At 64.0% G+C, this 14,673-nt stretch carries 12 protein-coding genes; 9 read left to right on the plus strand and 3 right to left on the minus strand.

Annotation, left to right across the window (positions count from 1 at the left end):
- Genes asnB through AB4118_RS15955 form a run of 3 tightly spaced genes read right to left on the minus strand, consistent with a single transcriptional unit; the run spans nt 1 to nt 4,473 of the window.
- Nucleotides 1-1,995: an asparagine synthase (glutamine-hydrolyzing) gene (gene asnB / locus AB4118_RS15945; RefSeq protein WP_441490645.1), complete on the minus strand. Its 1,995-nt coding sequence runs from the start codon at nt 1,993-1,995 to the stop codon at nt 1-3.
- Between the two features lie 4 nt (nt 1,996-1,999).
- Nucleotides 2,000-3,253, minus strand: a complete 1,254-nt coding sequence (locus tag AB4118_RS15950; RefSeq protein WP_441490646.1) for an O-antigen ligase family protein — start codon at nt 3,251-3,253, stop codon at nt 2,000-2,002.
- Complete coding sequence (locus AB4118_RS15955) at nt 3,250-4,473, minus strand: glycosyltransferase family 4 protein (RefSeq protein WP_441490647.1); 1,224 nt, start codon at nt 4,471-4,473, stop codon at nt 3,250-3,252. The genes AB4118_RS15950 and AB4118_RS15955 overlap by 4 nt, the downstream gene beginning before the upstream one ends.
- A gap of 1,325 nt (nt 4,474-5,798) precedes the next feature.
- Here AB4118_RS15955 and AB4118_RS15960 point away from each other — a divergent pair.
- The 9 genes from AB4118_RS15960 to AB4118_RS16000 all read left to right on the plus strand — a co-directional run bounded on the left by AB4118_RS15960 (nt 5,799) and on the right by AB4118_RS16000 (nt 14,672).
- Nucleotides 5,799-6,323 carry a helix-turn-helix transcriptional regulator gene (locus AB4118_RS15960; RefSeq protein WP_069882281.1) on the plus strand — a complete coding sequence of 175 codons (525 nt, stop codon included), beginning with the start codon at nt 5,799-5,801 and terminating at the stop codon, nt 6,321-6,323.
- Between the two features lie 182 nt (nt 6,324-6,505).
- The gene (locus tag AB4118_RS15965; RefSeq protein WP_441490648.1) at nt 6,506-6,748 is read left to right on the plus strand and encodes a VanZ family protein; all 243 of its coding nucleotides are present in this window, start codon (nt 6,506-6,508) and stop codon (nt 6,746-6,748) included.
- A gap of 627 nt (nt 6,749-7,375) precedes the next feature.
- Nucleotides 7,376-8,173 (plus strand): FkbM family methyltransferase, encoded by a 798-nt coding sequence (locus tag AB4118_RS15970; RefSeq protein WP_441490649.1) that lies wholly within the window; start codon nt 7,376-7,378, stop codon nt 8,171-8,173.
- A 134-nt stretch (nt 8,174-8,307) separates the two neighbouring features.
- Nucleotides 8,308-9,042, plus strand: coding sequence for a hypothetical protein (locus AB4118_RS15975; RefSeq protein ID WP_441490650.1), 735 nt, complete (start codon nt 8,308-8,310; stop codon nt 9,040-9,042).
- Between the two features lie 704 nt (nt 9,043-9,746).
- Nucleotides 9,747-10,466 (plus strand): nucleotidyltransferase family protein, encoded by a 720-nt coding sequence (locus AB4118_RS15980; protein WP_441490651.1) that lies wholly within the window; start codon nt 9,747-9,749, stop codon nt 10,464-10,466.
- 66 nt (nt 10,467-10,532) lie between these two features.
- Nucleotides 10,533-11,669, plus strand: coding sequence for a DegT/DnrJ/EryC1/StrS family aminotransferase (locus tag AB4118_RS15985; RefSeq protein WP_441490652.1), 1,137 nt, complete (start codon nt 10,533-10,535; stop codon nt 11,667-11,669).
- Nucleotides 11,670-11,713: 44 nt separating this feature from the next.
- Entirely contained in the window at nt 11,714-12,406 is a 693-nt protein-coding gene (locus tag AB4118_RS15990; RefSeq protein WP_441490653.1) for a sugar transferase, read from the plus strand.
- Nucleotides 12,403-13,410, plus strand: a complete 1,008-nt coding sequence (locus AB4118_RS15995) for an SDR family NAD(P)-dependent oxidoreductase (protein WP_441490654.1) — start codon at nt 12,403-12,405, stop codon at nt 13,408-13,410. The genes AB4118_RS15990 and AB4118_RS15995 overlap by 4 nt, the downstream gene beginning before the upstream one ends.
- Nucleotides 13,407-14,672, plus strand: a complete 1,266-nt coding sequence (locus tag AB4118_RS16000) for a hypothetical protein (protein ID WP_441490655.1) — start codon at nt 13,407-13,409, stop codon at nt 14,670-14,672. The genes AB4118_RS15995 and AB4118_RS16000 overlap by 4 nt, the downstream gene beginning before the upstream one ends.
- The last annotated feature ends 1 nt before the right edge of the window (nt 14,673 follow it).

The raw sequence follows: 14,673 nt of genomic DNA on the forward strand, positions 1-14,673 counted from the left end.
TCAGCTCCCCTGCAATGCGAGGTCGAATTCACCGACCGGTGTGGTGGCCGGCGGACCTGCGCCCTCGTCGAGCCAGGCCTCGAGCATCAGCACAGCCCAAAGCGCAAGCGAATGGTCGCGGCGGCCGCTCAGGTGCTCCGCCCAGCACGCCTGGACCGCCGCCACGTCGAGAAGATCGTGGCGCCGCAGCCGCGATTCGGTCAGCAGGTCGGCCGCCCAGGCCCGTAGCGGCCCCTTCAGCCAGGCACCGACAGGCACGTCGAAGCCCTGCTTGGGGCGCTCGAACAGGTGCCGGGGCAAGTAGCGCGCAAGAACCTGTCGCAAGATCCACTTGCCCTGGCCGTGGCGGACCTTGACCGCTGTCGGCAGGCGCCAGGCGAATTCGACGACGCGATGATCCAAAAGCGGACAGCGGGCTTCCAGGCTCGTCGCCATGCTTGCCCGGTCGAGCTTCACCAGAATGTCGCTCGTCAGATATCCAGTCATGTCCCGAAAGATCAGTTGCGACACCAGATCGTCGAGGACGGGAGCATCGGGCTCGGCAGCTTCGGCGTCGCGCGCCAGGGTTAGCTCCGAGACACGTGTCAGCCGCCGGTAGATTTCCTGGTCTCCGTTCGCGGCGAAGAGATCGGAAAGACGCCTCAGGCGGTCGCCGCGCAGCGAGCGCCTCAGCCGGTCCGGCACCGGCAGCCGATTGACGAATTCCTCGCTGGCGCCATTCGCCAGGTGAACCAGGAAATCTGCAGCGGTGCGGCGGAGAATGGGGGGCAGGCCAAGCAGGGAAGCCAGCCGCACCGCAAGAAAATGCCTGGAGTAGCCGGCAAAGCATTCATCGCCGCCATCGCCCGACAGAGCCACGGTCACATCAGTGCGAGCGAGGCGGGAGACGAGCAGGGTCGGGATTTGCGACCAGTCGGCGAATGGCTCGTCCCAGATGCGTGGCAATTCGGGGATGACCTCGCGAGCCTCCGCCGGCGTCAGATGCAGCTCCGTATGATCTGTCCCGAGGTGCCGGGCGATACGCCCGGCCTCGACCGACTCGTCATAGCCTCGTTCGCGAAATGCGATCGTGAACGTGCGCACCGGCCTGTCGGACTGGGCCTGCATCAGCGCGACGACGGTCGAGCTGTCGATTCCTCCGGAGAGGAATGCGCCGAGCGGAACGTCGGCGACCATCCGCTCGCGCACGGCGAGACGAAGCAGTTCGTCAAGCTCCGCGACCAGTGCGACATCGTCGGAAACGAACGGATTCTTCCGCCCCTCTTCGGCCACGGCAGCCAGGGACCACCACTGGTGGATCCTCGACTTGAGAGTTGCTGTGTCGGGAGCGTCGGCGATCTCGTCCACGCTCACCGACAGCATGGCTCCAGGGGGCAGCTTGAACACATCGTGCCAGATGCAGCACCGATCCGGCATCGTGCCGCGCGCCAGCATGGCGGCCACAGCCTCTCGATCGATCCGGGCTTGAAAGCCCGGAAAGGTGCGAATTGCCTTCAGCTCGGAGGCAAACACAAGGGCACGTCCGATGCGCGCGATGTAGAGTGGCTTCTTCCCCATCCGATCTCTGACCAAATGGAGAACACGCGCCCTTCGGTCCCAGAGGCCGAGTGCGAACATGCCGGTGAAGCGCTGGAGCGCCCTCTCCAGACCCCAGCTTTCGATCGCGCCGAGCATCACCTCGGTGTCGCTGCCACCACGGAAGCTATGCCCGAGTTCTTCGAGTTCGCGGCGCAGGGTATGGAAATTGTAGACCTCGCCGTTGAAGGTCATGACCAGCCGTCCGCTGTGGGAAAGCATCGGCTGGTGGCCGCCCTCGGTCAGGTCGACGATTGCGAGGCGTCGATGACCCAGTGCGACGCCTGCCTCACGGTCACTCCAAAACCCGTCGCTGTCCGGCCCACGATGGCGAATGGAAGCCGTCATCGGCTTGATCGCACCCAGTAACCCGGGGTCCGCAGCGTCGGGGGGCAGAATGATACCCGCAATCCCGCACATCCTGTCATCTCCCGTAGTGAGCGGACACCGTCGGCCTTCGCGTGCAGCCCTCGGCCAAACACAGGGCGAGGGCGAACCAGAAGATCGGGTGGCGAAGAATGAAGTGGCTGATGCTGAACACCGCCACAGAGCAGATCAGTGCCGAGAGGGCATCGAACCGGGCGTGCAGCGTGAGCAAGAGGGTACTGCCGACGAGCCACGCCAGAGTGGCGAGGCCAAGCACGCCTCCTTGGGTGTACAGGTCCAGGGGCGTGCTGTGCGCCTCGAACGGGCCGGGCAGGTTCTGCGGGTTAGGACCCGTGGGGCGTTCGGAATGCGGCCCCGGACCGAGGCCCAGGGAGGCCGACCCTAACCCTTTCAGCAGTGCTTGCTGCCAAAGCAGAAACCGCAGATTGGCTGTGGCTACGGTCCCGTCCCCGCCTTTGTCCTTGGCCAGGCTTTTGGCGAAATCCTCCGCCTCATCGGCAGCGGCGATGCCGTAGGGCAACAGCGCGATCGTGGTGGGCGGGGCCGCCAGGATGAAGAGGACGGCTGCGATGTAACGCATGCTGTATCCTGGCATGGCCAGCCAGGTCCGCAGCCGCAACCCGATCAGGAACGTGCTCGAGATGACCGTGGCACCCAAGAAGGCGTCGCTCTTCGTCAATCGCCCGAAGACCACGGGCAGGATCGCCAAAGCAAAGCCGGAGACGCGGCCGAAGCCCGTCTCCGCGCTCATCGCCAGATGGAGCGCGAGCGGACCAAACACGGCGCAATAGAGCGCAGCCTGGTTGGGGTTCTCGGACCAGCCGCGAAAGCGGTCCCAGTACCATGGATCGAGCGAACCCTGAGGGAGCAGCCCCCAGCCGATGGCAATCTGCAGCGCGAGGCCGATATTGCCGAAGACGATGACGAACCAGGCCGTCTGCCGCAGGCGGTTGTCACTGTCTGGTTCGGCCACGGACAATATCGTCACACAGGCCATGAGCAGATAGGCGGTGGAGTCATGCACCATGGCGCCGACGTCGGTCAGCGGATCGAAGAGAAGTCCGATGCACGCGCCTATGCTCAAGGTGAGCGCGAACACGGCCCAGAATGCGCTCAGTCGGGTCAAGGCTGAACTGGCCGCCATCGGGTACCCGGCCAGAAATCGGGTCGCCGACAGGCCGATCCAGAGCGCAAGGCAGAGTTCGCCTAGGCCGATCGGCAGGCCGGGCAGGCGGAGCTGCGATGCGGAAGACAGCACGAGCCCCGCTCCGAGGAGCGCATTTCGGATCATTCCCCTTCTCCGACACCGCGGAGCGCGCCGGCCCCCTCCAGAATCGGCGATCGCGACCTGCCCGCAGCCTTGTCCGTACCACCCTGTTCCGACAGAACCTGCCGATAAAGCTCCGTGTAATGTCCGACGATCGTCGAGAGCCCGAATTCGCGTCGAACCAGCGCTACGGATCGACCACCCATTTCAAGCGCTCTGCGCCGGTCTTCGAGCAGCTCGAGGATGCTGCTGGCGAGAGCGCCCGGGTCGCGCGGTGGCACGAGGAGGCCGTTCCAGTGATGCGTGACCACATCGCTGCAGCCGGGCATGTCGGTCGTGACGATCGGCAAGCCCGCAAGGCCGGCCTCCAGCAGCACGCGCGGGATCCCCTCCCGATATTCCGTCGGCAGGACGAACAGATCTGCAAGGGCGAGCAGGGCCGGCACGTCTTTCCTCGCGCCCAGCGCCATCACATGGGGAGCCTGCCGGTCGATCTCGTCCTGAGCGACTGCGAAGGGCCCTTCACTTTCTCGTGGACCGACGAGCAGGAAGCGCACACCCGGGCGCACCTTCCTGACCAGCGAAGCGGCCTCCAGCAGCGTCGGAATTCCCTTCTGTTGCGTCAGCCTGCTGACCGTGATGACGATCTCGTCCATCCCGAGGCCGAGCTGTTCCCTTAGCGCCGCAGTGACGGGGGCACGGGCGTGCGATCGATCGAAGGCGGCAATGTCGATGCCCGATCCGCGGATCAGATGAGCGCGGTCCCCTCGAACCAGCCTGTGACTCTCGAAATAGGCCTTGTCGGCGCGGTTCTGGAAAACCGTAGCCGCGGTCCAGCGGGAGGCGAGCCATTGCAAGGCGCAGTAGACCGGCCGGAGGGCGAGCGCGCGGGCCGTCTCGGACGAGAATACCCAACCCATCCCATTGATGGTTCGCACCACGGCGACCTTGCCCCGGACCGCGAGGGGTGCCAGCAGATTGGGCTTCGTATCGAAGCTTTGGACGATGTCTGGGCCGATATCCGCGATCATCTTCGCGAGCTGGCGGATGGCAGCGAGATCGGCGCCGCGACTGTCGAACCGGTCGAATTGATAACGCCGATGAGCCAGGCCGGCTTGCAAGAAGGCGGCCCCGTCTGTGGTCGAGGCTGCCGTTATCCGAAAGCCGCGGTCCTGCAAGGCTGCTAGGAACGGGATGCGCAGCGAATGGTCCTCCCCTCCCACGCAAAGCACATGCGGAACCATTTTGACTCCTCCTGCCAGGAGCTGGGACTGCGGGGGCCTGACCCCTGAGTGCAAGCGCTCGGCCTGATGACCTTTTCCGGCGCGTTCCTGCCCCACAGGACCGTATCCGGTAGGAAATCACGGTATGGAGCAGGCTCTGCACTGTCCTCATTCATTTGGATGACGGATCGGAACCGGACGTAAATGGCGTAGGGCGCCGGCATCGGTGCGTTTCCGCATGGTCGGGGGAAGAATCCGGCGATCGCCGGCCTCATCGCTTCAGAGGCGGCAGGGTGTTCGCCTTGAAGCCGACAGCTTCTGCCTCACGCTATGGTTTGCGTGGAAGAGGCCGGCTCGGCCCGGCTGACAGCGGGTTCACGTGCTGGCAGGCGTAGGATGCCAGCATTGGCGCGGGGCCGCCGGAAGAGGCGTCGCGGTAGCGGCCGTGGCGCGAAAACCAGACAGCCGGCCAACTGTGCAGGGACCGGAGAGAACATGTAGTCTCCCGACGCATCTTCAGGTCGTCACGAATTTGTGCGTGCAGCCGCCGGGTTTGAACTCGAAACGGCCTCGGAGCGAGCCTGCCCGGATGGAGGGCGAGCCCCGGGGCTCGAGTCTGTCGAGCGCGACCACTTCCAGGGGCTCTATCTCCATGCGCGCATGGCGACGATCACCTCTACCCACGGGGGACCGTCAGCATTCCGTGGCACGCTGGCATGAGCCCGCCTGCTGCCCCGCCGCGGCCCGTTCGTCCAATTTGGGTAGACCTTCCTTGCCGGGGACAGCAGCCGGTGTATGCAGGCCGGCCGGCATGGCCTTTCGGGGGGGCGGGACCTTAACCTTTGGGTGTAGGCTGACTGGCTCCTTTGAATGCGTTTTCGCTCCGGGGTTTTCTGATATTGTTCCCTCATGGTTCCGATATTGTTCTATAGCAATGTATTCGGAGCGCGCGAATATATAAGATAATTTTCCAAATTGACGACATAATCAAAGGTAATTTGAGTATAATATATAGTAATTCCTCTCTCCTTGTGCGCGATGTCTTGCAGCAATTGAGTTTACCAGAGCTGTGAGTGGCCGCGTCATCTCAACCGACATGGTTTGCGGAGTGAGGTTAAGCGGATGGTCTCTGGTCCGGAATGCGGAACATCGAGGAGAGTGCCGATATGTCATTGGTCAGCGGATCTGTCGAAGCGCCGGCGCCCCTGGGTGCGTCCGTCCGTCATGCGATGCCCTTGAATGCCGGCCTCGTCGGGCCTCTTTGCGCGTCCCCAGTTCTCGACCAGGAAGAGGGCGGGGCGGGCGTAGCCCCCCCAAGCAATTATCGCGGCACCGTGGCTCTGAGCATGCTCGACCGCATCGGCTGCGGCTATCTTGTCCTCGAGGACCGCCGGAAGATCGTCGAAGCCAACGCCACGGCCCGGCTGATCCTTGGCCGTGAGGCGGGCTCGGTTCAAGGCCTCGACCAACTGACGAGCGCCTTCAAGCGATTGATCGCGCGCGCGCCGAACCGCCCGTCACTCGGCCCGCTGACCTGGATCGTCATTTCGGACAAGGACGATGCGCCTCTCGTTCTCAATCAGGTCGCGGACGACATGCCGGACGGCACCAGCGTAGTCATGCTTCTCGATCTTGATGCTCATCTGGAGCCCAATCCCTTCATGCTTCAGCGCATGTTTGGCCTGACCATGGCCGAGACGCGCCTGGCGATTCAAATGGCGCGCGGCGATGTGCCGGCGGATGTCGCCCGCAGTCGGCGTCTCAGCCGAACCACCATTCGCTCCCAGCTGGCCTCGGTCTTCGCCAAGACGCAGACCAGGCGCCAGGCGGAGCTGGTCACGTTGCTTGCCCGTGTCGCGGTCCTGCCGTGAGGGGCGGGCTTGCTTCGGCGCGCCGCCTCGACCCGGAGCAACGCAGCGCCGGTATCGACAGGCTTGTCCGCTGGAAGCACTGGCGGGCTGTCGCCTGGTGCGCCTTCTCCCTCGTCGGCATTGCCTCGATCCTGCCCGGAAGCATCGAGTTCAGAACCCGGGCGCCCCCCGAGCTGGAGCACGTGTTCGCCTATGCGGTCACGGGCGGAATTTTCGCTGTGGTCTACGGGCGCAAGGGCGCCCCCTTGTCTGCCGCCTTGCTGATCATTGGCGCCGTCGGGTTCGAACTGGCCCAATTTTGGATTCCGGGCCGCACGCCACGAGTCGTCGATGCGGCGTGCAGTATTGCCGGCAGCATGATCGGGCTGGCGGCGGGTCTCGTCCTGCGCCGAGCGTGGTCGAAGCGATATCGGGTTTCGAAGTAGCACGTTCGGCGAGGCGGATTGGTGATTTGACTTCGGCTGGTGACATCGGTTGCTGTGGCGGAGCCAAGACATTGCGGCGATGCGGGCAGCTCGGCGAACGGAAGCTCTGCATCGCTTCTCCTCACATCGCAAGGACAGGTGAGAAACCGGCCGCTACGCCCTTGCGGATGCGCCGGTCTGATGCGGCAAACACGGACGTCTGTCGCAACTGCAGGCTTTCACGCGCGCGCCAGCCTGTTGCCTGCCTTGCTCCGACGCCGGAGTGGTCTGACGGGGCAATGGCGTTCCAGGTGGATCGCTGGCGAAGGCGTGATCTCGCCAGCGATCGGATGGCATTCCTGACGGCCCTTCGCGGGGGGGCGCCCGCAGTATCCTTCGAATGGACGATGACGCTCACAAGGCGTCTCCATAGTGTCCTCTGACGGCCTGACCCGCTGCTTCGCGAGACTGTGCAGCCATGATGTGCTCGGGCCACAGGCAGAATTCGATTGGCGCCGGGGCTCGACGAGACGCATGGAGCGACGTTCCGTCGATCAGGGTGGATGGATGCTTGGATAGGAATGGGCCGGGCGCGTGGCAGGTGAGGCCGCACATCGCTCAAGGCGTATTGCGGTCATGGAGGTAGGAATGACTAACGCCGCAATGGGGGCAGCCGGACGTCTCAGTGCCAGACTCTCGGCGAAGCTTCAGCAGTCAGCCGACGTCTTGCAGGACGAGGGTGCACTCCGATTTCTGGAGCTGTCCGCTCTATCGCTGAGCGCGCCAGTTCGATCAATGCGCGTGCGGATCGCCGTGTCCGCTGACGCCAAGCGCGCTATCGCCAAGATAAAGAGCAGCTCTTGCGGGCGAGGGCTTTTCATCGATTGCGGATCAAATGTCGGGCAGGGGTATGGCGTATTCAGTCGGTACTATACCGAAGAATATTTTGATTTCATCATGATAGAGCCCAACAAGAGTTGTCTGCCATATCTTCAGGCCCTCCAGGCGAGTTCGAGTGCCAATATCGAGATCATCGGTAAGGCGGCGAGCGTCCGGGAGGGCTTCACCAAGTTGTTTGGGCCTCCGTCGGATCGACGCCAACCTACCTATGAAGGGCGATCGATCGTTCCCGAGCACAATAGCAGCCTGTATGCCGCGGGGGATGCAGATTCTGACGTCGTAGAGACATTCTCGCTGTCGAACCTCATTATGGCAAAGAAAATGCTGTATGATGTCGTCGTTCTCAAGCTCGATGTCGAAGGTGCGGAATACGAAATACTATTTGATATGATAAATACAGGAGCTCATAGAGAATTATACGCGGCATATATAGAATTCCATTCCATTTACATGAAACGTCTTGAGAGAGAAATCAAAGTAGTGGCGGAATCCAATATCCGAAAGACGATAGAGAGCGATGGGATATTGTTTAGGGAGTGGATATAAGGCCTCTTCGATTTGGATAGACCAGACTCCCATGGCGGTTTTCTGGACATGGAGATCAACATCTCTCTGTTCGGCCTAATTTTCCGAGGTCAGGACGCGGCTCTGAGCGTCAAGGCAAGAGGAAGAGGCTTGTAATGATCCTCGAGATGTTCGGGCCGTCCGGGGCGGGAAAGACGACGATGGCGTCCGCCCTGACCGCCCATCTGCGCGGTCTTGGCTATGTCGTGACCCCCCTGATCGGCGTGCGGGCTCACCCGCTGAGACGCGTTGTCCTCAAATGCCTGGCCAGCGCCCGGTTGCTCAACTCCGCCGGTTCGGCCGACGGCGTCGCGGATCTCTTCAGGATCCTGCCACCGAAGGATCGGCTATGGGGCGTTCGCCTGCATTGGCACCTGGCGCTGCTCCACCGCGAATGGACTGCGGCGCAATCCTCGGATGCGATCACGATCTTCGATCAGGGCATGGTCCAGGCGGTGGCCTCGCTCGTTCTGCTCAGCGGCATAACCGAGCGCGACCCTGTCGGACGCGCGCTCGACTGCGTGCCGAAGCCGGACCTGCTCATCCGCTTCGAGGCGCCGCGCCCCCTCCTGGAGGCGCGCCTTCGGGATCGTCGGCAGAGGATCGGCCCGCTTCAGCGCTACCTCGAGATCGACCTGCAAGGCAGCCTGGACCACGTGGACCATGTCGACCTGATCTCCGGCCTGGTCGGCGCGCGCGGGCTCCCCATGATCCGAGTCAGCAGCATCGATGCCCCGAGCCGCAATCTGTCGATCGATCGGATCAGCGCCGCAGTTCTCGCCAGGATGCGCCCCTCGCGAGCCGTTGCGGAGGAGCCCGCAGCACGCGGCTATGCGGCGCTTTCCCATTAGAGCATCGGACCGGACCCCGTTTTCCGGTCCGATGACCCAGCTTTCCCGAGAGCCGGAAGCCATTTCACGGGCCGATGCTTTTGATCCGGCGTCGGGGCGGGGGACAGGCATTGGCCGGGGTGGCTCGAGCTGCCGCCAGCGGCGGAGGCGACCGCGATCATCGGCCCTGCGGCAGGGGCTGTCGCCCGTGAGAGCCAGGATATCACTCAGCGCCAGGTGGATTGTGCAGGGCGAGGGCAGCCGCTGTGCAGGCCGCGGTCAGCGGGCGCCCGTAGCCCGTGTCGCGCAGCCTGGTCACTGAAGAGGGACCAGAGACACGCGGCATCGGGAATCCTCTCGTCGAAGGGGCCGCCTGGACCCTGCATCGGACCGGCCAGCCGGCTTCTCAGGAGAGGCGGGATCGGGAGGCGCGCCGGCCGGGAGTGAAGGCTATCGCGGGAAATACGCGGCGCCGGGCCCGGAGGCAGAAGAGCCGATGGCGGCATGCCCCGCCTCCATCATGCAAACGAACGAAGACAGTGGGTTACGGCGCTCATAGCATCCTCTCCCAGATGACCGGGTGAACTATGTGCGTGGTGATCCAACCGGTGCCTTGTGCCGTGACGTGTCAGGCACTCCGACACCGCTCCACCGCTGTCATGCCCGGCGCCACACGTAGCAAGCCGGAGCGGCACGTAGCCGCAGACCACTTATAGGAGGCTCGGATGAAGGCTGTGATCCAATGCGGCGGCAAGGGCACCCGTCTGCGCCCCTATACTTCGGTCCTGCCGAAGCCGCTAATGCCGATCGGATCGAGGCCGGTCCTGGAGCTGCTGCTCAAGTGGCTCCGCCGGAACGGAATCCAGGAGGTTTTCGTCACGACCGGATATCTCGGCCATCTCATTCGCAGTTTCTGCGGAGACGGCGCGCAGTGGAACATGAAGATCACCTATACCCAGGAAGTCGAGCCGCTCGGTACGATCGGCCCGCTTTCGCTGCTGCGGGACCAGCTCGACAGCACGTTCCTCGTGCTCAACGGCGACGTGCTCACCGATATCAGCCTCAGCCAGTTTGCCAGCTTCCATCGGCACCATCCGGGCCCGGTAACCATCGCGACGACCACTCGCACGATCAAGATGGATTTCGGCGTGATCGACGAGGTTGATGGCGAGGTCAAGACCTTCCGGGAAAAGCCGGCGCTGCCGCATCTGGTGAGCATGGGCCTGTACTGCATGGATCCATCAGTGTTCGAGTTCATTCCGTCGGGAGTGCCCTTCGGGTTCGACGACCTGATGTTCCAGATGCTGGAAACTGGCACGCCCGTGCACGTCTTCAAGCACGAGGGTGTGTGGCTCGACATCGGTCGCGTCGACGACTTCCACAAGGCGCAGGACGTCGCCTGGGACGAGCAGTCGGTTGTGATCGAGCACCCTGTCGCGGCCTGACGACGCCGGTCCGGCCGGCGCCGCTCGGCGCCGGCGACTTGTCCGCCACGCGTGATGGAGCCTTCCATGTTGCTGGTTGCCGAGCCCATCCTGGGCCCCGAAGAGAAGACTGCCCTTGCAGAGGTCATCGACAGTGGCTGGCTGACCATGGGGGACCGGGTCAGAGCTTTCGAGCAGGCCTTTGCCGAAGTCCATGGCGTCGAGGATTCCGTCGCGGTCAATTCCTGTACGGCGGCCCTCCACCTCATTCTGCATGCCCTGGGACTGGGGCCAGGTGACGAGGTCCTGGTTCCTGCCCTGACCTTCGTCGCTACCGCCAATTGCGTGGTCTATGTCGGCGCGACGCCCGTCTTCGTCGATATCGAGTCGGCGGATGTTCCGCTGATGTCGCTGGCCGACGCCGAGGCCCGCTGCACCGCGCGGACCAAGGCCGTCATTCTCGTTCATTTCGCCGGCTATCTCGCCGATCGCGAGGCCTGGCGGGACTTCGCTCGCCGGAAAGGGCTGCTGGTGATCGAGGACGCTGCACATGCGCCCGGGTTGAGGCAGGTCGGGACTTTCGGCGAAGCCGCTGCGTTCAGCTTCTACGGCAACAAGAACATGACCACCGCCGAGGGCGGCGCGATCATCGCCCGCGATTCCGCCTTGCTTGAGACGATCCGGCAGGCGCGGGGGCACGGCATGACCAGCGGAACGCGCCAGCGCCTGAACGCGCGCACGCCGACCTACGATGTCACCATGCTTGGCTTCAACTACCGCATGGACGAGATGCGGGCCGCCATCGGTCTTGTCCAACTGCGGAAGCTGCCGGGCTGGAACGAGATCAGGAGCCGCCTGGTGGCCGATTACCGGCAGCTCATCGCCGAACGCTGCCCATCCGTCACGGTACCTTTCCAGCAGCCGCGGCTATCCACGTTCCACATCATGCCGGTTGTCTTGCCAGCCGGTGTGGTGCGGCAGGAGGTCATCGATCACCTGCGGGAGAACGGCATTCAGACGACGATACACTACCCTCCGGTCCATCTGATGACGCTTTACCGTGAGCTCTGCCCCGGCGTGCAGCTGCCGAGGACCGAAGACTTCGCGCTGCGTGAGCTGACCTTGCCCCTCCACCCGCGGATGGCAGCCGAAACCGTCGAACTAGTCGTGGGCACATTGGCGCGTGCCGTGCAGGCCGAAACCGTCGTCAAGGCCGTCGCATGATGCCCCGCCAGATCCGTGTCGGGCATTCTGCGGTGGGCGTCGATATGAACGCGATCGCGAGTCGCGCCTTCGACATCATCGTCGCATCTGCAGCGGCCCTGGTCCTGGCCTTGCCCATGCTGGTCATTGCCTGCGCCATCTGGTTGGAGGGCGGTCGCCCGATCCTGTTTTCCCAGGCCCGCCTGGGAAAGGGCGGGCAGCCCTTTCGCATGTACAAGTTCCGTAAGTTCGCAGCCACCTGCGGCACCGAGGGGTGTCCCCTGACCATGGCCAAGGATGGGCGGATGACACCGGTCGGCCGCGTTCTGGCCGCGACCAAACTCGATGAGCTTCCGCAGCTTTGGAACGTCCTGAGGGGCGACATGGCCATTATCGGGCCGCGTCCCGAGTCGCTGGCCTTTGCCGATTGCTTCCAGAATGGCTTCGAACAGGTTCTGGAGCACAAGCCAGGTCTGTTGGGGCCTAGTCAGATCCTGTTCCGCAACGAGGGCAGTCTCTACCCGCCGGACATGGACCCGACGCGCTTCTATCGGGATGTGCTGTTTCCGACCAAGGCACGGCTCGATCTCGCCTATTTCCCCCATCACAGCGTCGTCGGCGACATTGGTTGGCTCATGCGGGGCGTTCTGGCCGTCTTCGGCTGGGTCCCGTCGCAGGCCGTGCCCGCTCAGCGGACAGTCCGGCCAGGTGTTGCCGAAACCCGTGAAGCAACCAAGTCCGAGGGAGCAGCTCAATGAGCTACAGCGGCATGCGCGTGCTGGTGACCGGAGCCGATGGTTTCATCGGGTCCCATCTGACCGAGGCGCTGGTGCGCGACGGCGCCAAGGTTACGGCCCTTGCCCTCTACAACTCCTTCGATAGCCATGGCTGGCTCGACGATGTTCCCGAGGCCACCCGCAATCAGCTGAATCTCGTGCGGGGGGACGTTCGCGACGCCGCGTTCATCGGGCGAATCGTGCAGGGCCAGGAGATCGTTTTCCACCTCGCCGCTCTGATTGCTATTCCCCATTCCTACTTGGCTGCCCAGTCCTATGTGGAGACCAACGTGTTGGGGACGCTGAACGTGCTCGAAGCGGCGCGCCAGCATGGCACGGAGAGGATCGTCCACACCTCGACCAGCGAGGTCTATGGCACGGCGCTGACGATGCCGATCAGCGAAACCCATCCGCTCCAGGGCCAGTCGCCCTATTCGGCGTCCAAGATCGGCGCCGATATGATGGCCGAGGCCTTTGCGCGGTCGTTCGGGCTTCCGGTCGTGACACTCAGGCCGTTCAACACGTTTGGACCGCGTCAAAGCGAGCGGGCAATCATCCCCACCATCATTCGCCAGGCGCTCGACCCGGCCTGCACGGCCATCATGGTGGGCGACACAACGCCGATCAGGGATCTGACCTTCGTCGAGGACACCGTCGCGGCGTTCATGGCCGCAGGCAGTGCGGTCGCGGTCGATTACGGACACGCCTATAACGCGGGCAGTCAGCGGGCGGTGACCGTTGCGGACCTGATCGAGCTGATCCGCGAACTGAGCGCGTGCCAAAAGCCGGTTCTGCGCGACGAGACGCGGATGCGGCCGGTCAATTCCGAGGTGCGGGCACTGCTGGCCGACTGCTCCCGCTTCGAGCGCGAAACCGGTTGGCGACCGCGCACGAGCCTGCGCGAGGGCCTGGAACGGACGATCGCGTGGTGGCTCACCCGCGTGGCGGCGGGGCAGGTTCGCCGCCAGAAGGACTTCATCACATGAGGTCGGTTCTTCCGAGATCATGGCTTGGGGCGTTCCTGGCCGCCGCGCTCGTGCCGGCATTCTGGCCCGCGGCCGCAGCCGACAACCTCTCTGCCGCGCAGCTGGTCGCGCCGGTGGACATGCCGCTGCCCGGATATCTGCAGCCTGCATCGGACCCGGCCTTCGGCGTGGCATTCACGCGGGTGACCCGGCCGGGGCCACTGGGCTCGGGCATCGTGTGCGGCCCCGGCCACTGCAGCCATCGTTATTCGAGCGCTCAGGCCTGGAACGCGGATCAGAGCCTGCTCGTCATCGTCAATGGCTGCAACGGCCTGTGCTTTCTCGATGGCCGCAGCTATGCGCCGCTCTTCCGGCGCACCCGGAGCGGCGAATGCGAATGGCACCCGCGCAATCCGGAGCTGATGATCTGCGTCGGGGGGCAGACCGTTTCGTTCTGGGCACCGCGAACCAATCTCGAGCGCGTGGTCTACACCGCAGACCATCATCGCAACCTTCAATTCGGCCCCTACAAGGGAAACCCGTCCTGGGACGGTCGTCGCATCGTCGTGCGGGCACTTTCGGAGAGTGGGGCACTGGTTGCCTTCGCCTACGACCTGACGACCCGGACGAAGTTTCCCGACATCGCGCTCGCCAAGCTCCCAGGCCAGAGCAATGCCTGCTCCATCTCTCCCTTGGGCGTGCATGTCTATTGCCTCCAGAGCTTGCCGGACGAGACCAACCAGACCTTCATTTTCACGCTCGAGGGGGCTCTGGTGCAGAGCTGGACAGAGAACCACCGGCCCGGTCATGGTGACATGACGGTCGATGCGGACGGCCGCGAGGTCTATGTCGGCATCAGCAAGGCGCCCCCCGACCAGTTCCAGGTCATCAAGCGGCGTCTCGATGATGGGGTCGTCACCGCCTTGACCCGCTACGGCGAGGCTCAGCACGCTTCTCTCGCTATGCGGCGGCCCGGCTGGGTCTTCCTGAGCTATTCCGGAATGCCGGACGAGGTCGGTCGCCACGCGGAGTGGGCGCCGTTCGCGCAGGAAATCCTGGCACTCAAGATCGACGGCAGCGGCGAGTTCCGGCGGATCGCGCAGACCAGAAATGCGCCCCATGACTACTGGAGCGAGACCCACGCTTCGCCGTCGCCCGATGGGTCGCAGATCATCTGGTCGAGCAACTGGGGGCAGGCAGGCGGCCCCGTCTTCGAATTCGTCTCGCGCCTGGATTGGCCCGACGAGGTCGCCCCTGCCGGACAGCACGCGAGAGGCCAATGAA

The organism is Allobosea sp. 2RAB26, assembly GCF_052115465.1.
Classification (GTDB): Bacteria; Pseudomonadota; Alphaproteobacteria; order Rhizobiales; family Beijerinckiaceae; genus Allobosea.

What these genes read in the sequence shown, in the direction of transcription:
- asnB (WP_441490645.1), bottom strand. Translation starts at nt 1,995, where the DNA reads ATGTGCGGGATTGCGGGTATCATTCTGCCCCCCGACGCTGCGGACCCC.
- AB4118_RS15950 (WP_441490646.1), bottom strand. Translation starts at nt 3,253, where the DNA reads ATGATCCGAAATGCGCTCCTCGGAGCGGGGCTCGTGCTGTCTTCCGCA.
- AB4118_RS15955 (WP_441490647.1), bottom strand. Translation starts at nt 4,473, where the DNA reads ATGGTTCCGCATGTGCTTTGCGTGGGAGGGGAGGACCATTCGCTGCGC.
- AB4118_RS15960 (WP_069882281.1), top strand. Translation starts at nt 5,799, where the DNA reads ATGCTCGACCGCATCGGCTGCGGCTATCTTGTCCTCGAGGACCGCCGG.
- AB4118_RS15970 (WP_441490649.1), top strand. Translation starts at nt 7,376, where the DNA reads ATGACTAACGCCGCAATGGGGGCAGCCGGACGTCTCAGTGCCAGACTC.
- AB4118_RS15975 (WP_441490650.1), top strand. Translation starts at nt 8,308, where the DNA reads ATGATCCTCGAGATGTTCGGGCCGTCCGGGGCGGGAAAGACGACGATG.
- AB4118_RS15980 (WP_441490651.1), top strand. Translation starts at nt 9,747, where the DNA reads ATGAAGGCTGTGATCCAATGCGGCGGCAAGGGCACCCGTCTGCGCCCC.
- AB4118_RS15985 (WP_441490652.1), top strand. Translation starts at nt 10,533, where the DNA reads ATGTTGCTGGTTGCCGAGCCCATCCTGGGCCCCGAAGAGAAGACTGCC.
- AB4118_RS15990 (WP_441490653.1), top strand. Translation starts at nt 11,714, where the DNA reads ATGAACGCGATCGCGAGTCGCGCCTTCGACATCATCGTCGCATCTGCA.
- AB4118_RS15995 (WP_441490654.1), top strand. Translation starts at nt 12,403, where the DNA reads ATGAGCTACAGCGGCATGCGCGTGCTGGTGACCGGAGCCGATGGTTTC.
- AB4118_RS16000 (WP_441490655.1), top strand. Translation starts at nt 13,407, where the DNA reads ATGAGGTCGGTTCTTCCGAGATCATGGCTTGGGGCGTTCCTGGCCGCC.